Raw genomic sequence first — 21,652 nt, 5'->3', positions numbered from 1 at the left:
GATCACGGGCGCACCCAATGAGAACGCCGAAGGTGCTGCGGGTGGCGCGCCCGGCGCAGCTGCCGCGCCCGCCACGGCTGGCGCGGCCGTTGCGCCTGCGGGCGGCGCCCACTCCTTCTGCTCCAGGTTCTTCACGCGCGCCTGCAGATCCTGGATCGTCTTCATCGCCTGGTCCAGCGTGGCCTTGAGCTCCTCGTTGGATTGCCCGTGCGCGCCGCCGCAGACAGCGACAGCCAGGGCGCCGATCGCCATATGTCGATTCATCCTTGTCTCCTGCATTCTTCTGGTCTCGACAACTCTTCGATGTGCCATGCACCGATCGAAAAGATGCTCATTCGAAACTCAGAATAGGTGCATTCATTCAGCTGGGAATTGAGAGAAATCAAGTGATGCGCAACTCGTCGCGCGAAGATTCGCAATGCCGCCCGCGAACCCGGAGAGACGCTCATGACATTGATGAATTTCCTGGTCGGATTGCCCGTCATGGTGCTGTGCCTGATCGTGCAGACCGCGCTGACCTTCTGGTGTGTGCGCCACTACGTCCGGTACTCCGCGCAGACGCAGACTGGCCAGGGGTTCTGGACAGGCATCCGGCCGCTCATCGTGATCACGCTGGCCATGATGGTCTGCAACCTGCTGCAGATCGCCCTCTGGGCCTTGCTGTTCGTGCTGCTCGGCGAGTTCGGCGAACGCCACGACGCGATCTATCACTCCGCGGTGAATTTCACATCGCTGGGCTACGGCGACATCGTGATGAGCAAGGACTGGAAGATGCTGGGCCCGCTGGAAGCCGCCAACGGCGTCATGATGCTCGGCATGACGGCGGCCGCGATGATGGCCATCCTGCAGCACATGATCAAGGTTCAGCAGGACGCACTGTTCGCCAAGGCAGAGGCCGCGCTGCGCCAGGCCACGACCGACAGCGGTGCCGCGCCGTAGAGGCACGGCCCGATACGTAACCTCATGCCGCACCCCTGGAGCCGCGATGGCCACGGCTCTCATGGCGGATCAGCACGTGTTCCACCAGCACATTGCCGTTGGCCATCGGGGTCGCATTCATCTGGAACCAGCGCAGTTCGTCGGGCGAATGGCAGGCGTAGGTACTGGAAAACGCCGTTCGGTTGCCATTCAGCAGTTCCTTGAGTCCGCGCGCAACATCCGGTGCCTCGACGTTGGCCATCCGACTCTTGCGACACGCTTCGATGTAGTCCACCCCGTGGCCGACCGATGCCGTGTCGGGCACGCCATTGCGCCTTGCGAATTCATTCCATGCGCGATTGACGAATCGAATGACGCCGTGCGCATCAAGGATCGCCACGTTCCCCGTCAATGCGTCGATCGCATCCTGCAGCGCCCTTTGGGTGGTGCGGCTCAACAGCCTGGGCAGGGTGTGGGCATCGTCGAGCGCCTCGTGATCCGTGTCTTCCCGCGCGCTGTCGCCCGAACGCGCCGCCCTGGCATGGCGGGCGACGACCGGGGGCCGTGCGCCAAGGGGAAAGTGGACCTCCAGCCGCGTGCCCGCTCCGGGCGTGCTCTCGATTCGCATGAGCCCGCCATGCGACCGAACCCGTTCCTGGATGCCCAGGATGCCGAACGACTCGGACTTGTGCAGGTCCGCCTCGTCCATGCCGACGCCGTCGTCCGTCACCTGCAGCGAAATCGCGACCGCCGATTCCATCACCAGCCGGATGCGCACGGTGCTGGCATGGGCGTGCTTGACCACGTTGTTGAGCGCCTCTTGCACGACGCGGTACAGGCAGATCGCCAGTTCCGGGTCTTCTGTCGGCGCTTCGTAGATGCCGGGCGGCGCGTCGATCCTGCACACGATGCCGGTCTGCTGTCCGAACTGGCTTGCCAGCAGTTCCAGTGCCGGCAACAGTCCCAGGTCTTCGAGCATCGGCGGGCGCAAGTCATTCACGATGCGGCGCGTCGACACCACGGCCTGCGCCGCCAGGCCATCGACCTCGTCGATCGGCACGAGCAGCCCGGGCGCGACCGTGCCGAAGTGTTCTCCGATGTAGCGCAGGTTCATGCGAATGGCGGCGAGCGTCTGCTGCAGGTCGTCGTGCAGTTCGCGCGCGATGCGCTTGCGTTCTTCTTCCTGCACCTGGTCGCGCGACGCGATCAGGCGTTGCAGTGCGAAATGCGAAGACTCCAGGTCCGCCTGCACCGCCCTGATCGCCGTCACGTCGCGCGCGGCAATGACGGCACCCACGATCGTTCCGCTTCCGGAGCGGATGGGGGCAAAGCTGTAGCTGCCGATCCACGTCTTGCCGGAGTCCTTGCGTCGCAACCGGAACTCGCAGTTGCTCGCCGTCTCGCCCTGGAGCGCCCGGGACAAGGGCCATTGCGCAGCCTCCGCGGCCCTGCCGTCGGGCATGACCATGTCGAGGAATTCCGGATACTCCGAAAGTGTCGTCCTGCAGGCGGCCTCGTCGGCAAAGCCGTGAAACGTCGCAAAGGCCAGGTTGAAATCGATGAGCTTGCCGTGGACATCGGCGATGCATACGGCGTCGCTCATGCTCGACAGCGCCGCCTCGAGCTTCGAGGCACCGTCGCGAAGCTCCTGCTCGACCCGCTTGCGCTCGGTGATGTCGCGCAGGATCACGGTGTTCAGCGGGACACCCGCAATGGACACCTTGGAGAGGGAGGCCTCGACCGGGAACTCCGTGCCATCCGCGCGCAGGGCGGTCACCTCGCGCCGCAGTCCCAGGCGATGCGGCGCCACGGGGCGACTGCCGAATCTCTCGATGTCCCGCCGGTAGAGTGGCCGGTAGCGCTCGGGGATGAAGCGTTCGAGCGGCGCGCCGACCATGTACCACATCGCACAACGGAACATGCTCGCCGCCGCCGGATTGGCCTGCACGATGATCTGCTGCTCGTTGGTCGTGAGGACGGCATCCACGACCGACTCCATGATGCCCTGCAGCCGCGCGTCGCTCTGGTTGCGTGCAATCAGCATCCGGTTGAACTGCTCCGCCACCGCCTTGATTTCCGGAGGACCGCCGACCCTGGCGTCCGCGTCGTTGCCATCTGCGATCTTGCTGGCCACCCTCTGGAGGTCTGCGATGGGCGCGGCGACGGCGGCGCTCAAGCGCCACGCCAGGCCGAACGCAAAGATGCACAGGACTGTCGCGAACCCGCCGATCCGCCAGATGGCGCCACGGTATTCGGCGAAGACTTCGGCGTCGACGAGGCCTGCGGCCACCCGCCAGTCGCTGCCGGGCAGCGTCACGTAGGTGTACAAGCGCTTGATTCCGTCACGCCCCACCGCGGAGAGAGGATTCTTGCTTGCGCCGCGCGCCGGCGCCGTGTCCTGCATCGCGGGCCGATGGCCGACGAAGCGCTCCGGGTCCGCCGATCGAAGGAGAACAATCCCCGTCCCGTCGACGACCGTGACGATGGCGTCCTTGGGGATCGAGGCCAGCAATTGCGCGTTCAGCACCAGCAAGTCGGCGGTCATCACCAGCAGCCCGCCCCGCGCGCGATCGTCCTCACCAAGGGCATAGCTCAGCGCCACCAGCTTGCGCCCCGTGTGTTCGCCGACGAACACCCTGGTGGCACGCAATCTGCCGACTGGAAGCTCGGGTGGCCCGGCGCTCATGTCGTCCGGCATGGGCACCGCGTCGGCCGCCGACGTGGACCGACAGATGACCCTCCCTTGCGCATCGAGCACCGCGACCCCGGCAATGGCGGGATTCAGGTTCAAGACCTCCTCGACCAGCGGGTCACAGCCCGCCGGATCGAGCGCCTTGACCAGTGGCCGCTCGGAAACGCGGGCCAGCACCCACTCGAACTGGTCCAGCATGCGCTTGAGATCCGCGGCCGTGCCGGTGGCGAGGATCCCGACCTTCTCGCCCCCGGCAAGTTCAGCCCGGCGAAAGTCGTTTGCGAGGACGGCTGCGAGCAGCATCGCCACGGGAAGCATCACCCCCATCACCAGCAGGACGATGCGGGTGCGGATAGGCAACTTCTCAAGCCGCGATGTCAGGGAATTTCCGGGCACTGGGCAGGGGATGGTGGGCAGACGCCCGTAGCATGCCCCAAAAAACCCGGTTGACTGCTTCTGATTGAGCATGCGCATTTCCGGCGGCGAGATCCCGTGCAATATCTGGAAGGGGCAAATCGAGCGAGGTGCAGAGGTGAAAGTGCTGCTGGTGGATGACTCCGTGGCGATACGGCAAAGCTTCGGCGCGCTGCTGGTGACCGCGCCCGGCGTCGAGGTCGTGGGCCATGCGGAGGATATGCGCTCGGCGATGGCAGCGATCGCCTCGAAGCATCCGGATCTGATCGTGCTGGATGCCAAGCTGCGCGGAGCGGAACGCGGACTCGATGTGCTGAACTACATCCGGCAGCATCACCCGTCAATCAAGGTGATCATTTTTTCCCAGTTCAACTGGGCCATGATGCGCAAGAGCCACATCGAAGCCGGCGCCCTCGCCTGCTTCGACAAGGGCACCGAGTTCCGGCAGGCGCGCGACTGCGTTGCGGAGCTCGCAAGCGCGCATGCCGCGCAGCAAGAGCGCCGCTGACCTGTCAGGCCGCCAGCGCGGCGATGGCTTCGAAGCGTGGCCGCGGCACGGCGGCCGGGACGCGCGCGAGCGACTTGGCGGGTGCGCGCGTGCCCTGCGCATATTTCTGCAAGGCATCGAGGTCGATGATCCTGACCTTGCGTTGCGCCACCTCGACCAGGCATGCATCGGCCAGGGCCGCGAACGAACGGCTGATCGTCTCGTGGGCGACGCCGATGTAGCTTCCGATGTCGCGGCGGCTCATTTCGAGGCGAATGATGGTCGCGGACTGCCCGCTGGAAGCCAGCTGGTGCGACAGGTGCATGAGGAACCGGGCCAGGCGCACTTCCGCCGACACCGGCGCCATCATGTCGGACAGGCGGGTGAGGTCGATCATCGCGTTGCTCACGGCACGCATCACACCGCGACCGAAGGCGGGGTGGCTGTTTGTCAGTGCAAGGAAGTCGGGAGAGGCGATGGCCAGGGCGCTGGCATCCGACAGAGCCATCACGGCCGTCTGGTGGCGATCGCTGGACAGCGCGTCGCATCCCAGCAGGTCGCCCCGCCGTGCAAAGCCGAAGACCTGCTCGTAGCCGTCTTCCGCGGTACGGAAGACCTTGAAGGTTCCGGTGCGCGCGATGTAGATCGAAGCAGCCGGCGCGCCTTCGATGATCAGCAGTTCCCCGGCCCGCAGCCGTCGCACCGCCGGCAAGGGCAGCGGAGACTGTTGCTCGTCGCCAACAGGAACGCCGATGAGCCCGAACAGGTCGTGCAGGCTGGTCCGCTCGCGATGGTCGATGCCGGCAGATGGCGCCTCGGAGTGCGTCGGAATGCAGGTGGGAGGTTCACGCAATGTCAGGGTGTTCATTGGAAATGCTCTCCGGTGGTTGCGGCGACCCGGGACGCGCCGGGCTCCGCGGAGCTTGCGCCGATCGCCACGGCGGGAACATCGGCGACTTGCTCTCCAGAACGGCGGTGCATTCCTCGTCGTCAAGGATTCTTCCTACATGACTTTCGGATTAAACCTATAGACACACACTGTCGAAGCATAAGTGCGTCACTTTGTTGCCGGAATTGACATTTGGGCTCACAGTCTCGCCACCCGACAACTATCCAGCGGGCCGAGGAGTGCACATTGACGATGCCAGCCGTGACTGAGCCAGAACTTCGGATGCTCTTGGTTGACGACCATGCCGTCGTCCGTGAGGGCCTGAAACGCGTGCTCGAATCGGCGGGGAATCACTGGGCCCTCACCGAAGCCGCCACCGGCTTCCAGGCGCTCGAGATCCTGCGCCAGGAGAGGTTTGACCTCGCGCTTGTCGACTTGTCGCTGCCCGGCATGCCAGGCCTGGATCTGGTGCAGCGCATCAAGGGCGAATTCAGCGACGTGCGGGTGCTTGTCCTGAGCATGCATGCCGAGGCGCAGTATGCGCTACGCGCATTCAAGGCAGGTGCCAACGGCTATCTCAGCAAGGACGTCGCTGCAGAAGAACTGGTCAATGCGGTGCGCAAGGTGGCGGCAGGCGGCGAATACGTCACGCAGAGCCTGGCAGGACAGCTGGTGCAGAGACTCAACGGACAGTCGGACATGCCACTGCACGGGCTGCTGACGGATCGGGAGTTCGAAGTGCTGCAGCTCATCGCGGCTGGCCAGCGGCTCACCGACATTGGCGAGACGCTGCACCTGTCGGCGAAGACCGTGAGCACGCACAAGACCCGCATCCAGGAGAAGCTGCAGGTATCGAGCACGGCGGAACTGGTTCGCTACGCGCTGGAAAATCACCTCGTCGCCTCATCGCAATACTAGGGCCCGCTCACAGCATCTGCTCCGCCCGATCCAGCAGATTCGCCGCCTTCGGCACGTCTGCCCTGGCCAGCCGCACCAGCGTGAACGCGCGAACGCGCGGCGGGTCGCCGGGAACGCGGGCGGTATGCAGGTCCAGCGCATGGCCTTCTTCCGCATCCTGCTCGGGCAGGATGACATTCATGCGGCTCAGCCTCACTCGCCGGGATGTGACATGCATCGTCGTGCTGGCGTCCGCGAACAGCTCGCACACCACGTCGAGCTGACGGTCCAGCGCGCCGACGCGTGGCCCCAGGGCCTTCAACTCGCCGTCGTTTTCTTCCAGCCGCGCGCGCAGCCGCGCCAGCTGACTGGCATCGCCCGGGTCCTCGCCGCCCGTGACCGATGCCATGCCCGCACCCTGCCGTGCCAGCAGCCGCACGCGGGTCGCGAGCAGCGCGCGCTCCTGCTCCAGCACGCCGCGCCTGTCGTCGTCCGAGGCGATGCGCGCAAGCGCCTCGATGGCCAACTGGTCGATCAACCGGTGCACGATGGCCTGTCGCACCTCGGCCTCGGCCGGCGCGCAGATGCGGATCTGGTGGTCGCTGAAGCTGAGCGTCGTCTGCGCAACATCCTTGCGCATGACGTCGCCTTCCCGGGCAACGCCCAGCGTGTTGCGTTCGTTCATGGCCATGCCCAGGACGGCGAAGACATGCGCAAGGCCCGGCTGCTCTTCCAGGAACGCGCGCAGTTCCGTCGACCTTCCGAGCACCAGCGGGATATCGTCCGCCGCCGCGAAGAATGCCCTGACATGAGGATCGGACGACCAGCTTGCCGCATCCATGCCGCGGGGCGGCGGAAAAGCCGCCACGAGTCCGCGCAGGTGCGCCGCCGCCTTGGCGACGGCCGCTTCCAGGCGCGCCTCGTGGCCATGCACCGTGCGCAGTCGGGGATGCAGCGCGATGACGCGCTGCACCATCCGGCCGACCTCCTCGTCGCGCGGTGCATTGCTGGCCTTGCTGCCGAAAAGACGATCGAGGAGGCCCATGGCGCTCGTACCCCGGACGTCAGGCGAAGTCGTCGTGCACGACCTGTGCAGTGAGGCGGCCCTTCTTCCAGTACATGTCGTGAATTCGGGCCTGGAGGAGGCGCAGCCCCTCCGCGGGCACGCCTTCGAAGATGACGATCGCGGCAGGCCGGGGCCCGTCGGCCGCAACGTGCTCGATCCTGTCGAACTCCGGAAAACCGTACTTCACCAGGAACGCCTTGATCTCGTCATCGGTCGTGCCGGCCTCGATATTTCCCAACCAGAGTCGTGCCATGCGGATCTCCTTTGTGCACTGTGTTTACTACGCCATGATGTTCACGCCGCCATCGACGTAAAGCGTCTCCCCCGAAAGTCGCCGCGCGTAAGGCGTCGCAAGAAACGCGCAGGTGAATCCGACATCCATGATGTCGACCAGTTCGCCCAGCGGCGCCCTCCGCGCCGCTTCGGTGAGCAGCAGGTCGAAGTCCTTCAGGCCGGAGGCGGCGCGGGTCTTGAGCGGCCCCGGCGAGATCGCGTGCACGCGGATGCCGCGCGGCCCAAGCTCGAAGGCGAGGTAGCGCGCGCACGCCTCGAGCGCGGCCTTGACCGGCCCCATCACGTTGTAGTTGTCGACCACCTTGTTGGCACCGTAGTACGACATGGTGAACAGCGTGCCGCCGTCCTTCATCAGCGGTGCCGCCAACAGGGCCATTCGGACGAAGGAGTGACAGGAGATGTCCATGGCCCGGCCAAAACCCTCGGCGGAGCAGTTCAGCAAGCCACCCTGCAAGTCGTCCTTGGGCGCCCAGGCGATGGAATGCACCACGACATCGAGCCGGCCCCATTCGCTTTCGATGCGCTCGAACACGGCTTCGAGTTCACCCGGCACGGACACGTCAAGCGGCATGAAGATCGGCGCCTGCAGGGCGGTTGCCAGCGGCTCGACATACGCGCGCCCCTTCTCGCCAACGTAGGTGATCGCCAGGTCGGCGCCCAGTTCGCGGAAGGCCGCCGCGCATCCGTAGGCAATCGAATGCTCGTTGGCGATGCCGCAGACAAGCACCTTCTTGCCTTGCAACAACGGGCGTGGGATATCAAGCGCCATGCGTTTCTCCAGCAAGCCCGAGCACTTCGCAGGTGTGGCGGGCGATCATCAGTTCCTCGTTCGTGGGAATGACCCAGGCCGAGACCTTGCTCGACGGCGCGCTGATGCAGGGCCCGCCACGCAGGTTGGCCGCCGGGTCGAGTTCCAGGCCGAGCCAGGCGGCATCGCGGCACACGCGCTCGCGCAGCGATGCCGCGTGCTCGCCAATGCCGGCGGTGAACACCAGGGCGTCAATGCCTTGCGCAGCGGCGGCCAGCGAGCCGAGTTCGCGCCCGATCCGGTAGACAAAGAGGTCCACGGCGAAGCGCGCCCGTTCGTCGTCGCTGGCCAGCAGCACGCGCATGTCGCTCGACAGCCCCGAAACACCCAGCAGGCCGGACTGCTTGTAGATCAGGTCCTCGACCGCGCGCGCATCCATGCGCAGTTCATCGATCAGGTACAGCACGACGCCCGGGTCCAGCGTGCCGCTGCGCGTGCCCATCGGGAGCCCGTCCACGGCGGTGAATCCCATCGTGCTCGCGAGGCTGCGCCCGGCCGCCATGGCACACATGCTGGCGCCGTTGCCCAGGTGCGCGACGATGGTGCGGCCCGTTGCGGCCCTGGCATCGAACTGCGGCAGCACGCTGGCGACGTATTCGTAGGACAGGCCGTGGAATCCGTAGCGCCGCACGCCCAGCCCCGTGATCGAGGCCGGCAGCGCAAAGGCCTGCGCCGCCTCGGGCTGCGCGCGATGGAATCCGGTGTCGAAGCAGGCTACCTGGGGCAAGTCCGGGCGCTGCTGCGCGACGATCTCGATGGCCTTGAGGTTGTGCGGCTGGTGAAGTGGCGCCAGGGGTATCAGGGCGGCGAGGGCCGTGATCGCCTCGGGCGTGACCCGCACTGCCTGCGAGAACGCGAGCCCGCCATGCACCACGCGATGGCCGACCGCGGACAGGGTGTAGCCATCGCCATGTTCACGAAGGAAGTCCGCGAGGAAGCCGATGGCGCCCGCATGCCCGAGTTCGGTGCCTTCACCCCATGCCCTGGCGCCGATTTCCTTGCCGTCGCCATCCTTGGCGACGAAGCGCGGCGCGGTGAAAAGCCCTTCAATCTGGCCGCGCATGACCAGTTCGAGTTCGCGGCCGTGCGTGGCGAACGCGCTGAACTTGATGCTCGAGGAGCCCGCATTCAGCACGAGGATCACGTCGGCCACGGGATCAGGCCTTCTTGCGTGGAGTCTTCCGGCGCGCGGACGGGAATTGCCCGTGCACCACCACCGAACCTCGGCCGCCCTTGCCTTCGCCGGCCCCGGCCAGCAGTGCCCGGATGCGGGCCGCCATCGCTGCCTGCTCCGCGGTCGGAGCGGAACGCAGCACACGGCGATCGGCGCCGACCTTGTCGAGCAGCGCCAGGAAGCGCTCGCGGTCGGCAGGGTCAGCCAACAGGTCGGCCAGGGTGCTCACGGCCTGGTCCGGCTCGCTGCGCGCGATGATTTCCTGGACGCCGCGGATGGCCCGCCATTGATGTGCAGGCATGTGAGGCAGATAGTCCGCGTATTCCGTCGCCAGTTCCTGGCGCATCTCCACCCGCGAAAGTGGCAGCGTCTCGCCCCTGCGCGCCAGCAGGAAGGCAGCGCGCGCGACAGCTTCGTCGTAGCCGCCCTTCGCGATGGCGGCAACGGCCTCGCGGACCTGCGGCAAGTCGCGGATCGCCGTCACCGGCGCCTGCGCGGCACCCCCCGGCGCCTCCCCGGCGCCCGTCGGCGGAACCATGTTGGCGTAGAGGCCGAAGAACTGGGCCTCGGTCATCGCATCCCGCATGGCGCGGTACAGATCGAGCGATGCGCTGAACAGTTCCGCGCCCAGCTTTTCGCTGCGGCGCATGGGGTGGTCGGCGTCCATCGGCTTGCGATTCGCCCTCACTGCCTCCGCGGTGGGTGCGATCCACGACAGCCAGGGGTTCATGCTCGAGATGGCCCAGTTCTGAAAGCGCAGTGGATGGAAGTTGCGCAGCATCTCCGCGCCCTGTTCCGTCGCCATCGCCTGCACCATCGGCCTTGCGAACAGTTCGTAGGCACGCTGGTTGAACTCCGAGACGGCCGCCACCGCCTCGAACGGCTTTTCATCGGCGCGTTTGAAGCGATTGATCCGCTCCATGATGTCCTCCAGCCGGTGCTCGTGGAACTCGACGTCGTACTCGAGCGCGCCGCCGTCCGACTCGCGCTCGGTGACCGCCATGCCGTAGAGGCCCGGCGGCAGCGTTTCAATGCTCTTGAGCACCGACACGATCTGGTTGTGCTCCTTCTTCGCCACCGCGCCGGACACGAAGATCCCGAGGTGGCCGATGCTCTGGTGCAGCAGGCCGACGATGACCTGGCCGCGCGCCTTGATGTCGGCCGTGCTTTCATAGACGTCCGCCACCCAGTTGAAGGCCTGTTGCGGCGGCGTGATGTTGTCGCCCATCGATGCGAACAGGACGATCGGCGAGCGGATGTCGCGCAGGTCGAAGGGCTTGCCGCTGCCCGACTTGGTGTCGCCGGTCCACAGCTTGTTGCCGACGAACAGGTTGCGGGTGATCCATTCGATCTCCTCGCGGTTCATCAGGTAGTAGCCGCCCCACCAGTGCTCGAACTCGAGGAAGCGCGGCGGCTCGGTATCGGCCTTCGAGTAGAGGTTGTAGTACTTGTCCCAGAGGCTGTTGGTGGGGTTGAGGTTCTCGAAGTTCTGCACCAGGTAGGCACCGTCGAACTTGCCGTTGCCCAGGTCGGCCGTCATTGATGCCAGCCACGAACCACCCAGCAGGCCGCCCGCGTAGCGCATCGGGTTGTCGCCCTCGCCTTCGCTCCAGGCCCCGCCCCAGTAGGACATCGGCGCACCGTTGATCACGATCGGCCCGGTGTCGTCCGGGTCGGAGGCGGCCAGCATCATCGCGGCCCAGCCGCCCTGGCAATTGCCGACGATCGCCGGCTTGGCACTGTCGGGATGCAGCGCGCGCACCTTCTTGACGAACTGCTGCTCGGCATTGCAGACGTCGATCAACGTCTGGCCCGGTTCAGGGTCGCGGAAGAAGATGACGAAGTACACCGGATGCCCGGCGCGCAGCGCCACCCCGACCTGCGAATCGTCCTTGAACCCACCGATGCCGGGGCCGTGGCCGGCGCGCGGATCGATGATCAGGTAGGGCCGGCGCTTCGGATCGATGACGACGCCCTTGGGCGGCGTGATCCGCAGCAGCGCGTAGTTGACCGGGCGGTCGAACTTGCGCGCGTCGAGCACCACTTCGGAATCGAAATGCAGCACCGGCTTCAGGCCCTGCTTGTTGTGCTCGACGAAGTCGTTCCCGCGCTGCCACAGGGTGTCCCAGAACAGCACAGAGCGCTGCGTTGCATCGATGGCGTACTGGAACAGGCTCTGCGGATCCATGCCCGCGAGGGGCTGGGCCAGCGGAACGCCGGGCTGGTCCTGCACGGCCTTGCTCACGCGGCGAGCGAACTGCTCCTGCGCGTTCTGCACACGTTTCTGGAGCACCGTCGCGACCTGGGTCCCGACTTTCTGGCTCTGCGCGATCTGCGCTGCTGCTTTCATGGTGAATTCTCCGGACCCGCACCGGCGGATCTCATTGCCATTGTGTGAACGCGATGATGAAACGTCGTTGACTGCAATCAAGGCTTCATGGTGGCGCTGCCGCCGCTGTCATGGCCGGCAGGTCGAAGCCGCCGCCCAGGGCCAGATACAGGTTGGTGCGCTGGGCCAACTGCTCGGACTGCACCTGCAGGTACAAGGTGCGCGCCGAATAGAGCGCCAGCTGGTTCTGCTCGACCGCGCGCAAGTCGACGGACCCCACGCGGTACTGGATCCGGGCCAGCGCCAGAGCCTGGTCGTAGTCGCGGACAGCCGCCTCGAGGACGGCCTGGCGTTCGCGCAGCGAGGCCTCCGCGCCCAGCGCGCTCTCGACCTCGCCGAACGCCCGCTGGCCGGCGCGCGCGTACTCGGCGACAGCCTGCTTCTGCTCGGCAGAGCGAATCTCGACCTGCGCACGCAATGTGCCGCCCTGGTAGAGCGGCGCGATGATGTTGGCCCCGAGGCTCCAGACCGGGCTGCTGACGTCCTTCAGCTCGATCAGTTCGCTCGACACATTGCTGCCGCCCGCCGTCAGGCTGATCCTCGGGAGTTGCGCCGCCTTCGCTTCGCCGACGCGCGCGAACGCGACCGCGACGCGTCGCTCGGCCGCCACCAGGTCGGGCCGGCGCTCCAGCAATTCCGAAGGCATGCCCACCGGTACGGGCGGCGGCACCGGCGAGAGCCTGTCCGCCACCCCGATCTCCGCTGACGGATAGCGCCCGACCAGGAGTTCGAGCGCGCGCAGCGCCTGCTCGCGCCCGTATTCGACCTGCTTCAGCGTGTCGCGATAGGAGCCCACGCTCGCGCGCGCCTGCGCCACGACCTGCGAGTTGCCGTTGCCCACCCGCAATCGATCCTGGGATATGCCAAGAAGCGATTCGCCAGAGGCCAGGGCATCCTTCGCGATCGCCCTCTGCAGCCCGGACTGGACCGCAAGGAACCAGGCCTTGGCCACGGTGGCGGCCAGTGACTGGCGCGCATAGGCGAAATCGGCCTCGGCGGACGCGGACTGTGCCTGGGCCGCCGCCCGTCCATAGCGCAAGCGGCCCCAGACGTCGAGCTCCAGCGACGCATTCAGGAACACGCCGTCCAGCCCGCCGCCGCCGCCCGACTTGCCGCCGCCGATGCCAACCGCCGCCACCGAGGGAAGCAGCGCACCCGAGGCGACCTTGACGTACCCGGCCGCCTGCTCGACGCGCGCCGCCGCCACCCGCAGGTCGGCGTTGTAGACCAGGGCTTCGTTGACGAGCGCCGTCAGGCCCGGCTCGCCGAAGGAAGCGAGCCAGCCGTCGGCCACCGGTGCCGCGACACCTGCGCCGGCCTTGAACGCCGCCGGCACCGGCCCCTGCGGCAACACTTCCTGCTGCAGGTCGGCGGTGGTTGGCGGGGACTTGAGCGCACAGCCCGACAGTGCGACCAGCAGTGCCGTCGCGGCCAGTCGCCGGTGCATTCGTCGGTGGAGCGAAGTCGTGCGCATCAATGCAGCTTCGGCACGATGTAGTTGGTGATTGCGCCGACGCGAAGGATCACCATTCGCACGACGTGGATCATCTCGACATGGTCGGTGTAGATCGCGCCGTCGCCCTCCGCCCCGGCCGCCAGGAACAGGTTGGCGGCGTCCTTGTCGTCGACGATGAGCTTGACCGGGAAGCGTCCCGGCACCTGCGGATAGGCACCGGTCTGCGGCACCGCGCCGGACGGCGTCATCTGGCCCTGGCCCTGCGCCCAGACGATGGAGTCGACCTTCGCCTGGATCACCTGGCCCGCGTGGGTCCTGAGGGTGAACTCCGCCCGGTTGCCGGGCTCGACCAGGCGCAACTCGTTCTGCGTGTAGAGCGCGATCACCTGGTAGGTTTCCTCGACAAAGGTCATCGCGGGCGCGAGCGGCACCGCGACCACGTAGGAGCCCGGGCGCAACTGGACATTGATCGCGTAGCCATCGGACGGCGCGTACATGGTCGTCTGGTCAAGATTCCATTGCGCGGTGCCGAGGTCGGCCCGGCTGATGTCGACCTGCGCCTTCGCCGTCGCGAGCTGGGCCCGCGCGGACGCGACCGAGGCCTGTTCGCCGTTGACCCGTCCGGACAGCTTCTGCGTCACCTGCGCCTCGTTCGCGGCGGACGTCGCGATCTGGCCCTGCAGATCGGCCAGGTTGGACTCGGCCTGCTCGAGCGCAAACCGGTCACCCGCGCCGGTGGAGACCAGCTCGCGGTTCTGCCGCACGCGCATCCGGGCCAGTTCCAGCCTGGGCTGCAGCGAACTGACCTGTCCGGTGGCGGCCTTGAGTTGCTCCTGCAATTGCCGCGCCCCGGCGGAAGCGTCGATCAGGGCCGCACCCGCCTGCGCGAACTTCGCTTCGTCCGCGGCAAGCCTCGCCTTGGCCGCGTTGAGTTCGTTCTCGTACTGGGTCGGGTCGATGCGGAACAGAAGCTCGCCCTTCTTTACCAGCCGGTTGGGCTCCACCGGCACTTCGAGCACCCGCCCGCGCACCTGCGGCACGATCTGCACCACGTACTTGAAGACACGGACATCGGAAGTCGACGGCGCGACGACGTTGAGCGTGAGGATCATCGCGGTCAGCGCCACGATCGGAATGATCACCACCGTCACTTGCGTGGCGGTGTTCCACGGAAGCCACTTCAGCTTGATGAAGAAGAGCCAGACGAAGAAGGCGTAGATGCCGAGCAGCAGTGCTTCCATCAGGTGCTCGCGTTTCCTGCGACCGTCGTCGCGTCGCCCGCGCGCGGGTCGAGCGCGGCCAGGTCCCTGCGCAGCTGCTTGAGTTCCGCGGTCAGGGCGCCCCGGGCGTCCATGGCATCGAGTTCATCGCGCAGGTGCGCGATGTCATGTTCCAGCAGTTGCCCCGTTGCGGCCTTCTCGCCCTGCTCGTGGAAATAGTCCTCGTGCTTCTCGGTGCCGTACGCCGCCCGATAGCCCACAGGCTTCACGTAGGCCCACAACCAGGCCAGCGGCCACAGCATGCCGCCGAAGAACAGCGACAGCAGGCACAGGACCTTGATGGCGTCGCGCTGGGGGTGGTGCTTCTTGTGCGCGATCTTCTCCGGCATGACGTGCACCAGCCAGAACAGCACGATCCCGGCAATCGGGATGACGACGATGATGAACCAGGCCAGGCCCGTCGCTGCCGCGCCCATTTGCTCGGGCGGCAGGAACGATGCGTTCGCCTCCCCCGGCATGGCAAGTGCTGCCATGCACATCACGAAGGACGGGAGTGCCAGCCCCGTTGGAGTCCGACCCCTTGACCAGCTTTTCATACCCAGCACCTGACCCTTCCATGGCGATTCGGCAAATGCTAGGGATGAAGCGGACGAAGCAATTGAGGATTCTCAAGTCGTGACCATGAAGCTCACGCCGCGCGCGGCAAGTTGAGGCAAGTCAACTCGCCGCGGCATGCGAGCACGCAAACTATGGCTGATCCGGTCGCGTGGGACGCAAGGGGGTGCGATGTACCAGCGAATTCTTGTCCCCTTCGATGGCAGCGACGCTTCGTTGCATGGCCTGGACGAAGCGGTGCGCGTGGGCATGTCCGTCGGCGCGACGCTGGAGATCGTTCATGTCGCCGACCACTTCTACCGCAGGACCGGCTTTACAAGCGACGACACCTACATGAAGCTGCTGGGAAGCATCGAGCAGGAGGGCCAGGCGCTGCTGGCACAGGGCTGCGAGCGGGCGGAACGCGCCGGCGTCAAGGTCGAGTCGAAGTTGCTGGCCTTGCTGGGCGGGCGGATATCGGACGTGGTTGTGGAGGAGGCCCGGGACTGGGAGGCGGATCTCATCGTGGTCGGAACGCGGGGTCGCCGTGGCATCGAGAGGATGCTGTGGGGCAGCGATGCACAGGAGATCATGGGCGCCGCACCGGTGCCGGTGCTGCTTGTGCAGGCCGCTCGCCCGCCAGCCACAAAGGATCAGTGAGCAGGCCATGACCGACCCGATGTACGACGAGGAAATGATGCGGGCGCCTGTGTTGAGTCCGATCGACCGCGTGGCGGAGATGCTGTTCGGCTTGTTCATGGCGCTCACCTTCGTGGGCGCGGTGTCCGTGGCGGACTCGGGGCGCGAGGATCTGCACAAGATGTTCGCCGCGGCCCTGGGCTGCAACCTTGCCTGGGGCCTTGTCGACGCCGTCATGTACCTGGTGCGCACGGTCACCGATCGCGGGCGATGGATCTCGTTGCTGCGCGCGGTCCGAAGCACTGCGGACGCGCAGGCCGGTCGCGCGTTGATCGCCGGTGCCGTGTCGGCGGTCGGGGCGCAATTCATGACGGCGGCGGAGCTCGATGCGATCCGCGGCCGGATCGCGGCCCTTCCCCGCATCCCGGAACGAACGACGCTGTACAGGGGGGACCTGCTCGCCGCGCTGGCGATCTTCCTGATCGTGGTGGCGGCGACCTTCCCGGTGGTGCTGCCCTTCGCGCTGATCCAGGACGTGGTGACGGCCAGGACGGTGTCCCGCATCATTGCGCTGGCGATGCTGTTCTTCGGCGGCTTCGCGCTGGGTCGGTACGCCGGTTACGGCAGTTGGAAAGCCGGGCTGATGATGGCGGGCCTGGGCACTGTCCTGGTCGCGGCGATCACGGCGCTGGGCGGCTGAGCCACGAAAGCCACGCAGCGCAACCCGGCGCCACGCGCCCATTCCTCTCTGCCCCACCGGCAGGGTGCACCACCTCCTGGCTGCGCATCCACAGCCGCTATAGCAGGGCCTCCGGCACCAGCGGCCCGAGCAGGTCGATCTTGAGGCGTTGCAGCCAGGTCGATTCCGGTTCGTAGGTGATAACCACTTCCTTGTCTTCGTCCATCGACAGCCATTCGATGGTGCGCTTGTTGGTCACCCATCGCAGGCGATAGGCACTCTCCAGCTTGCTGATGTTGATGATGCGCAGCAGTTCGCGCGCCAACTGCGGGCTGTCGACCATGATGCCGAGCTCGGTGTTGTCGTTGGCAGAACGCGGATCGAGGTTGACGGAGCCGATGAACAGCTTGCGCTTGTCGACCACCGCGGTCTTCGCATGCAGGCGGCCGAGCGACTTGCCGAACATGTCGAGCCGCTGGTTTTTCGTGGTGCGCGCCGGGCTCAGCTCATAGAGGTCGCAGCCCGATTCCAGCAGCCGTTCGCGATAGCGTGCATAGCCGCTGTGCACCAGCGGTTCATCGTTGGCTGCGAGCGAGTTGGTCAACAGCGTCACGCTCACGTTGCGCTTGCGCAGCGCCTCGAAAGCCTCCATGCCCTTCTCCCCCGGCACCAGGTAGGGCGAGGTCAGTTGCACCTCGTTGTCGGCGATGAGCAGTTGCGACCAGAAGCGCATGGTGACGCTGGTGGCCAGTGCCTCGTCGTCCGACATGTAGCGCAGCTTGGTGGGCGGGTCGGCAACCGCGTTCGCGGGGCCCCACAGCAGGCCGATGCGGCCGGCATCGAGTTCCTCGCCAATCGGCCCGTAGCCGAGCACGTCCGTCGCCGGCAACACGATCCTGGGCCGTCGGGCGCGCATCCCGACACGCTGGTCGAAATCCTCGATCATCGCGCTGCGACCCCGTTGCGGCTTGACGATGTCGGCGATCGGGTAGACCACGTCGCTGTTCCAGTACGCGTCGTAGATGCCCTCGAGTTGCGGGACGACCTTGCCGACCATGAGCGCATCCATGTCGACGAAGTTGGTCGCATCGTTGAGCACGAAATATTCGTCGGCGATGTTGCGTCCACCGGCCAGGGCCATCACGCCATCGGCAATGAAGAGCTTGTTGTGCATGCGGTGGTTGAGCCGCGGGATGTCCGACGCCGAGGCCGCGAAGCGCCCGGCCAGGCTGCCGCGCGCGCAGCAGAACGGGTTGAACAGCCGCACCTCGATGTTCGGTGTGGCCGACAGCGCCAGCAGCAACTGGTCCGTATGCGCCGTGTAGAGGTCATCGACCAGCAGCCGCACGCGCACGCCGCGCAGGGCTGCTTCCTTGAGCGAACGCAGCAGCAAGCCGCCGGCGCCATCGTTCTCGAACACGTAGTACTGCAGGTCCAGCGAGCGCTGCGCGCGCCGGGCCAGTTGGATACGGGCGTCGAGCGAGTAGACGCCCAGCGGCATCAGCCGAAAGCCGGAATGCTCGCCCGGCGGCGTGGATGCAGCCACGATCTTTGCGAGCACCGTGTCGGAGCTGGGCGCGAGCGCGGCGGCCACCGGCGTCACGCTGCGCTGCGGCAGCGTGCCACAGGCCGTGAGGAACGCCGCCATGCCCACGGCCAGCAAGACCCCGATGCAGCGGTGCAAAAAGTAGCGAAATATGATTGCGTCCATCTGCCTGAAGGAATTGACCATGACCTTGCGATTCGACCGGTTGCTTGCCTGGGTGCCGATGATGCTCGCAATCGGGTTTGCCATGCCAGCCGCCGGAGCACTGGACGTGGGACAGAAGGTGCCCCCGTTCACCGCCCCAGCCGCGCTGGCCGGCAAGCCCTTCACGTATTCGCTGCAGGACGCGCTGGCCAAGGGGCCGGTCGTGGTGTATTTCTTCCCTGCCGCCTTTTCAGTGGGTTGCTCGATCGAGGCGCATGCCTTCGCCGACGCGATGGAGCAGTTCGCCGCGCTGAACACCTCGGTGATCGGCGTGTCGACCGACGACATGGAGACGCTGTCGAAGTTCTCCAACCAGTCCTGCCAGGGCAAGTTCCCGGTGGCTTCGGACGAGACGCGGAACATCACCCAGTCCTTCGACGCCGTCATGCAGACGCGGCCCGAATATGCGAATCGCATTTCGTATGTGATTGCGCCGAACGGCACCGTGGTCACGTACTACCAGAGCCTGAATCCGTTCAAGCATGTCGAGAAGATGCTGGACGCGGTGAAGCTGATCAAGAAGTAGCCGGGCTCTCCAGTCGATGTGGCTTAGCCAGCTCGACTTGACCCCTCGGGGGGCAGGCGCAGCCTGGACCTGGGAGCTTCAGTACTTGATCTTCACGCCGGCCTTGGCGCCGGTGTTGTTCTTGCCGTCCGAATGGGCCTCGACCGAGAACGAGGTCTTGCCGCCCGTCTCGGCGCCTGCCGAATAGCTCGTTTTTTCCCCCGAGGTGTCCATGCCGCCGAAGGTCTTGCTGCCATCGGGGCGCTCCACACCCACAGTCGCGCCCTTGGTGTTCACCGAGTCCTCGGTGGAGTTGACATTGGGGCTGACGTAGACGGTGCCCTTGTCGCCGCTTTCAACGGGGAGTTTGACTTCATCGGCAAAAACACTGCCACATGCTGTGGCGATGCAGATCAGGAAACTGAGGGAAGTTCGCATCGGTCCATTGTGGGCGCGAAGACGTTTCCGTGGCTGTCAGCAAACAACCTATGCGGCGAGCGAAAGACGGCTTGCCTGCGCACGACGCGATCCGTAAGATTCTTACCTCTGCCAGTAAGAAACAGGGAAGCCATGAAGATCACGAGTAAAGGACAGGTCACGATCCCGCAGGCGGTGCGAGAGCAGGCAGGCCTGCATCCCCACAGCGAAGTCGAGTTTGAAGTGCGCGCCAACGGCGACGTCGTCTTGCGGCTGTCGCCTGCCGCCATCTCGCCCGTGCGCAGTGCCTTCCAGCGCGTGCGCGGCTCCGCCACCGCGGCGCAATTCAAGGGCATGGGCACCGACGAGTTCATGCGCTTCCTGCGTGGCTAACACTGGCACTAGCACGCGTGCTTCGCGTGCAACCGAGGCGGACGCGCGCTATCTCGCCCGGCCGTCGGCCACGCTGGTCGACAGCAACGTGCTGCTCGACGTGCTGGCCGACGATCCCCAATGGGCCGAGTGGTCGCTCGACCAACTCGACCGCCTGGGTCAACAAGCCCCGCTCGTCATCAATCCGCTGATCCTGGCGGAACTCAGCCCCCGATTCGAACGCGCATCCGACCTGGAGGACGCCCTCGCCGGCCTGCCACTCAAGCGCGAACCCCTGCCTTGGGATGCAGCGTTCCTGGCCGGCCAAGCGTTTCGCGCCTACCGCAGTGCGCCGGCCGCGGGAACGGGGCGGGCGCGGTCGCCGCTGCCGGATTTCTACATCGGTGCGCACGCCCTGGTAAACGGGCTACGCTTGCTGACCCGCGATGCCAGGCGCTATCGCAGCTATTACCCGAGACTCGACATCATCTCGCCCTGAGTGGCGCGCCAATTCCTTCTTCCACCATGCAACTCAACTACATCGCCAACACCAGCGTCGTCTCGGCTTCGGGGCGCACGCTGCCGGTCCTCGATCCGTCTGATGGCCAGCCCTTCGACGAACTGCAGCGCAGCAACGCGGCCGACATCGACGACGCGGTCGGCGCCGCGCGCGACTGCTTCGACAACGTGTGGCAGAAAACCAGCGCGGCGGAGCGTGGCCGCTTGCTCTACAAGCTCTCGCAGAAGATCGCCGAACACACCGACGAACTGGCCCTGCTCGAACAGCGCGATTGCGGCAAGCCGGTGAAGCAGGCGCGGGCCGATGCACTGGCGCTGGTGCGCTACTTCGAGTTCTACGCCGGCGCCTGCGACAAGCTCCATGGCGAGACGATTCCATACCAGGACGGCTACAGCGTCTTCACCTGGCGCGAACCGCACGGCGTCACAGGCCATGTCATCCCGTGGAACTACCCGATGCAGATCTTCGGCCGCAGCGTGGGCGGCGCCCTGGCCGCGGGCAATGTCTGCGTGGTCAAGCCGGCGGAAGACGCGTGCCTGTCCTTGATCCGCGTGGCCCAGCTGGCCGCGGAGATCGGATTTCCTGCCGGCGCGATCAACATCGTGACCGGCTACGGCCATGAAGTCGGCGACGCTCTGGCGCGGCACCCGGGCATCGACCACATCAGCTTCACCGGCAGCCCGAAGGTCGGCACCCTGATCCAGCAGGTCGCGGCGGAACGGCATTGCCCGGTGACGCTGGAGTTGGGCGGCAAGAGCCCGCAGATCATCTTCGCGGACGCCGACCTCGCCGCGGCGATTCCGGTGCTGATCAACGCCATCGTGCAGAACGCCGGGCAGACCTGCTCGGCCGGTTCGCGCGTGCTGATCGAGCGCAGCATCTACGAGCCGCTGCTCGAACGACTCGGGCACGCCTTCGAGGCGCTGCGCGTCGGTCCCGCCGCGATGGACCTCGATGTCGGCCCGCTGATCCGGCAGACGCAGCAGCAACGCGTGTGGGACTTCCTCAGCGATGCACAGCATGCCGGCATCCCGATGGTGGCGCAGGGCGTGATCGTCGACGAGGCGCCCGACAGCGGCTTCTACCAGGCGCCCACGCTGCTGCGGGACGTGCCGGTGATGCACCGGCTCGCGCAGGAAGAAGTGTTCGGCCCCGTGCTGGCCGCGATGCAATTCGCCGACGAGGACGAGGCTGTTTCGCAGGCCAATGCCACGCAGTTCGGCTTGGTCGCGGGCATCTGGACGGCCAACGGCGCACGGCAGTTCCGCATGGCCAAGCGCGTGCGCAGCGGCCAGGTGTTCATCAACAACTACGGCGCCGGCGGCGGCGTGGAACTGCCCTTCGGCGGGGTGAAGTCCTCCGGCTACGGCCGCGAGAAGGGCTTCGAGGCGCTGTACGGATTCACCACGCTCAAGACCATCGCGGTGCGGCACGGCTGAGGCGCGGGCACCGGCACTTTTCAATCCGTTCAA

22 protein-coding genes are annotated in these 21,652 nt (G+C 66.3%); 9 read left to right on the top strand and 13 right to left on the bottom strand.

Annotated elements, in window-relative coordinates:
- On the bottom strand, positions 1 to 264 hold a 264-nt coding region (locus tag HCU76_RS31195; RefSeq protein WP_213959297.1), incomplete at its 3' end, for a hypothetical protein.
- 183 nt (positions 265 to 447) lie between these two features.
- Here HCU76_RS31195 and HCU76_RS31190 point away from each other — a divergent pair.
- Positions 448 to 939 (top strand): ion channel, encoded by a 492-nt coding sequence (locus HCU76_RS31190; RefSeq protein WP_213959296.1) that lies wholly within the window; start codon positions 448 to 450, stop codon positions 937 to 939.
- A 22-nt stretch (positions 940 to 961) separates the two neighbouring features.
- Here the strand turns inward: HCU76_RS31190 and HCU76_RS31185 are convergent, their stop codons facing one another.
- Positions 962 to 3,970: a PAS domain S-box protein gene (locus HCU76_RS31185; protein WP_213959295.1), complete on the bottom strand. Its 3,009-nt coding sequence runs from the start codon at positions 3,968 to 3,970 to the stop codon at positions 962 to 964.
- A 106-nt stretch (positions 3,971 to 4,076) separates the two neighbouring features.
- On the opposite strand from HCU76_RS31185, the gene HCU76_RS31180 reads away from it, so the two are divergent.
- Positions 4,077 to 4,532, top strand: coding sequence for a response regulator transcription factor (locus tag HCU76_RS31180; RefSeq protein WP_213959294.1), 456 nt, complete (start codon positions 4,077 to 4,079; stop codon positions 4,530 to 4,532).
- A gap of 4 nt (positions 4,533 to 4,536) precedes the next feature.
- On the opposite strand, the gene HCU76_RS31175 is transcribed toward HCU76_RS31180, so the two are convergent.
- Entirely contained in the window at positions 4,537 to 5,379 is an 843-nt protein-coding gene (locus tag HCU76_RS31175; RefSeq protein ID WP_218511421.1) for a Crp/Fnr family transcriptional regulator, read from the bottom strand.
- 303 nt (positions 5,380 to 5,682) lie between these two features.
- Here HCU76_RS31175 and HCU76_RS31170 point away from each other — a divergent pair, with 303 nt between their 5' ends.
- A complete protein-coding gene (locus HCU76_RS31170) occupies positions 5,683 to 6,318 on the top strand; it encodes a response regulator transcription factor (RefSeq protein ID WP_256354602.1) in 636 nt (211 codons plus the stop codon).
- A gap of 7 nt (positions 6,319 to 6,325) precedes the next feature.
- Here the strand turns inward: HCU76_RS31170 and HCU76_RS31165 are convergent, their stop codons facing one another.
- The 8 genes from HCU76_RS31165 to HCU76_RS31130 form a co-directional block, all read right to left on the bottom strand.
- The gene (locus HCU76_RS31165; RefSeq protein WP_218511420.1) at positions 6,326 to 7,342 is read right to left on the bottom strand and encodes a hypothetical protein; all 1,017 of its coding nucleotides are present in this window, start codon (positions 7,340 to 7,342) and stop codon (positions 6,326 to 6,328) included.
- Positions 7,343 to 7,361: 19 nt separating this feature from the next.
- Positions 7,362 to 7,616, bottom strand: coding sequence for an RNA-binding protein (locus HCU76_RS31160; RefSeq protein ID WP_213959290.1), 255 nt, complete (start codon positions 7,614 to 7,616; stop codon positions 7,362 to 7,364).
- Between the two features lie 27 nt (positions 7,617 to 7,643).
- A complete protein-coding gene (fabI, locus tag HCU76_RS31155; protein ID WP_213959289.1) occupies positions 7,644 to 8,426 on the bottom strand; it encodes an enoyl-ACP reductase FabI in 783 nt (260 codons plus the stop codon).
- A complete protein-coding gene (locus tag HCU76_RS31150; protein WP_218511419.1) occupies positions 8,416 to 9,618 on the bottom strand; it encodes an acetate/propionate family kinase in 1,203 nt (400 codons plus the stop codon). Before HCU76_RS31150 ends, fabI begins: the two co-directional genes overlap by 11 nt.
- Positions 9,619 to 9,622: 4 nt before the next feature.
- Entirely contained in the window at positions 9,623 to 11,989 is a 2,367-nt protein-coding gene (locus tag HCU76_RS31145) for a DUF3141 domain-containing protein (protein WP_213959287.1), read from the bottom strand.
- An 85-nt stretch (positions 11,990 to 12,074) separates the two neighbouring features.
- A complete protein-coding gene (locus tag HCU76_RS31140) occupies positions 12,075 to 13,502 on the bottom strand; it encodes an efflux transporter outer membrane subunit (RefSeq protein ID WP_213959286.1) in 1,428 nt (475 codons plus the stop codon).
- On the bottom strand, positions 13,502 to 14,725 hold the full coding sequence (locus HCU76_RS31135; RefSeq protein WP_213959285.1) for an HlyD family secretion protein: 1,224 nt from the start codon (positions 14,723 to 14,725) through the stop codon (positions 13,502 to 13,504). The genes HCU76_RS31140 and HCU76_RS31135 overlap by 1 nt, the downstream gene beginning before the upstream one ends.
- Positions 14,725 to 15,237, bottom strand: coding sequence for a DUF3302 domain-containing protein (locus HCU76_RS31130; RefSeq protein ID WP_256354601.1), 513 nt, complete (start codon positions 15,235 to 15,237; stop codon positions 14,725 to 14,727). Before HCU76_RS31130 ends, HCU76_RS31135 begins: the two co-directional genes overlap by 1 nt.
- Positions 15,238 to 15,490: 253 nt before the next feature.
- Between HCU76_RS31130 and HCU76_RS31125 the strand changes: the two genes are divergently transcribed.
- Together HCU76_RS31125 and HCU76_RS31120 are read left to right on the top strand one after the other, a co-directional pair.
- Entirely contained in the window at positions 15,491 to 15,958 is a 468-nt protein-coding gene (locus HCU76_RS31125) for a universal stress protein (RefSeq protein WP_213959284.1), read from the top strand.
- 7 nt (positions 15,959 to 15,965) lie between these two features.
- On the top strand, positions 15,966 to 16,637 hold the full coding sequence (locus HCU76_RS31120; protein ID WP_256354600.1) for a hypothetical protein: 672 nt from the start codon (positions 15,966 to 15,968) through the stop codon (positions 16,635 to 16,637).
- Positions 16,638 to 16,734: 97 nt separating this feature from the next.
- Here the strand turns inward: HCU76_RS31120 and HCU76_RS31115 are convergent, their stop codons facing one another.
- Positions 16,735 to 18,327: a phospholipase D family protein gene (locus HCU76_RS31115; RefSeq protein ID WP_213959283.1), complete on the bottom strand. Its 1,593-nt coding sequence runs from the start codon at positions 18,325 to 18,327 to the stop codon at positions 16,735 to 16,737.
- 19 nt (positions 18,328 to 18,346) lie between these two features.
- On the opposite strand from HCU76_RS31115, the gene HCU76_RS31110 reads away from it, so the two are divergent.
- Entirely contained in the window at positions 18,347 to 18,892 is a 546-nt protein-coding gene (locus tag HCU76_RS31110) for a peroxiredoxin (RefSeq protein WP_213959282.1), read from the top strand.
- Between the two features lie 78 nt (positions 18,893 to 18,970).
- On the opposite strand, the gene HCU76_RS31105 is transcribed toward HCU76_RS31110, so the two are convergent.
- Positions 18,971 to 19,309, bottom strand: a complete 339-nt coding sequence (locus HCU76_RS31105; RefSeq protein WP_213959281.1) for a hypothetical protein — start codon at positions 19,307 to 19,309, stop codon at positions 18,971 to 18,973.
- Positions 19,310 to 19,441: 132 nt separating this feature from the next.
- On the opposite strand from HCU76_RS31105, the gene HCU76_RS31100 reads away from it, so the two are divergent.
- From HCU76_RS31100 to HCU76_RS31090, 3 genes are read left to right on the top strand one after another with little or no spacing between them, the layout of a single operon-like run.
- Positions 19,442 to 19,681, top strand: coding sequence for an AbrB/MazE/SpoVT family DNA-binding domain-containing protein (locus tag HCU76_RS31100; protein ID WP_213959280.1), 240 nt, complete (start codon positions 19,442 to 19,444; stop codon positions 19,679 to 19,681).
- On the top strand, positions 19,674 to 20,159 hold the full coding sequence (locus HCU76_RS31095) for a type II toxin-antitoxin system VapC family toxin (protein ID WP_213959279.1): 486 nt from the start codon (positions 19,674 to 19,676) through the stop codon (positions 20,157 to 20,159). Before HCU76_RS31100 ends, HCU76_RS31095 begins: the two co-directional genes overlap by 8 nt.
- A 26-nt stretch (positions 20,160 to 20,185) precedes the next feature.
- Positions 20,186 to 21,619 carry an aldehyde dehydrogenase family protein gene (locus HCU76_RS31090; protein ID WP_218511418.1) on the top strand — a complete coding sequence of 478 codons (1,434 nt, stop codon included), beginning with the start codon at positions 20,186 to 20,188 and terminating at the stop codon, positions 21,617 to 21,619.
- Positions 21,620 to 21,652: the final 33 nt, after the last annotated feature.

Source organism: Variovorax sp. dw_308 (assembly GCF_019207085.1).
Taxonomy (GTDB): Bacteria; Pseudomonadota; Gammaproteobacteria; order Burkholderiales; family Burkholderiaceae_C; genus Variovorax.
Note: the sequence above shows the minus strand (reverse complement) of the source record. Positions and strands in the feature narration are given on the sequence as shown.

Excerpts from the sequence above, each read along its gene's own strand:
- HCU76_RS31135 (WP_213959285.1), bottom strand. The coding sequence starts at position 14,725 with ATGGAAGCACTGCTGCTCGGCATCTACGCCTTCTTCGTCTGGCTCTTC.
- HCU76_RS31190 (WP_213959296.1), top strand. The coding sequence starts at position 448 with ATGACATTGATGAATTTCCTGGTCGGATTGCCCGTCATGGTGCTGTGC.
- HCU76_RS31165 (WP_218511420.1), bottom strand. The coding sequence starts at position 7,342 with ATGGGCCTCCTCGATCGTCTTTTCGGCAGCAAGGCCAGCAATGCACCG.
- HCU76_RS31090 (WP_218511418.1), top strand. The coding sequence starts at position 20,186 with ATGCAACTCAACTACATCGCCAACACCAGCGTCGTCTCGGCTTCGGGG.
- HCU76_RS31175 (WP_218511421.1), bottom strand. The coding sequence starts at position 5,379 with ATGAACACCCTGACATTGCGTGAACCTCCCACCTGCATTCCGACGCAC.
- HCU76_RS31125 (WP_213959284.1), top strand. The coding sequence starts at position 15,491 with ATGTACCAGCGAATTCTTGTCCCCTTCGATGGCAGCGACGCTTCGTTG.
- HCU76_RS31110 (WP_213959282.1), top strand. The coding sequence starts at position 18,347 with ATGACCTTGCGATTCGACCGGTTGCTTGCCTGGGTGCCGATGATGCTC.
- HCU76_RS31145 (WP_213959287.1), bottom strand. The coding sequence starts at position 11,989 with ATGAAAGCAGCAGCGCAGATCGCGCAGAGCCAGAAAGTCGGGACCCAG.
- HCU76_RS31140 (WP_213959286.1), bottom strand. The coding sequence starts at position 13,502 with ATGCGCACGACTTCGCTCCACCGACGAATGCACCGGCGACTGGCCGCG.
- HCU76_RS31160 (WP_213959290.1), bottom strand. The coding sequence starts at position 7,616 with ATGGCACGACTCTGGTTGGGAAATATCGAGGCCGGCACGACCGATGAC.
- HCU76_RS31105 (WP_213959281.1), bottom strand. The coding sequence starts at position 19,309 with ATGCGAACTTCCCTCAGTTTCCTGATCTGCATCGCCACAGCATGTGGC.
- HCU76_RS31130 (WP_256354601.1), bottom strand. The coding sequence starts at position 15,237 with ATGGCAGCACTTGCCATGCCGGGGGAGGCGAACGCATCGTTCCTGCCG.
- HCU76_RS31120 (WP_256354600.1), top strand. The coding sequence starts at position 15,966 with ATGACCGACCCGATGTACGACGAGGAAATGATGCGGGCGCCTGTGTTG.
- HCU76_RS31170 (WP_256354602.1), top strand. The coding sequence starts at position 5,683 with ATGCTCTTGGTTGACGACCATGCCGTCGTCCGTGAGGGCCTGAAACGC.
- HCU76_RS31115 (WP_213959283.1), bottom strand. The coding sequence starts at position 18,327 with ATGGACGCAATCATATTTCGCTACTTTTTGCACCGCTGCATCGGGGTC.
- fabI (WP_213959289.1), bottom strand. The coding sequence starts at position 8,426 with ATGGCGCTTGATATCCCACGCCCGTTGTTGCAAGGCAAGAAGGTGCTT.
- HCU76_RS31100 (WP_213959280.1), top strand. The coding sequence starts at position 19,442 with ATGAAGATCACGAGTAAAGGACAGGTCACGATCCCGCAGGCGGTGCGA.
- HCU76_RS31180 (WP_213959294.1), top strand. The coding sequence starts at position 4,077 with ATGCGCATTTCCGGCGGCGAGATCCCGTGCAATATCTGGAAGGGGCAA.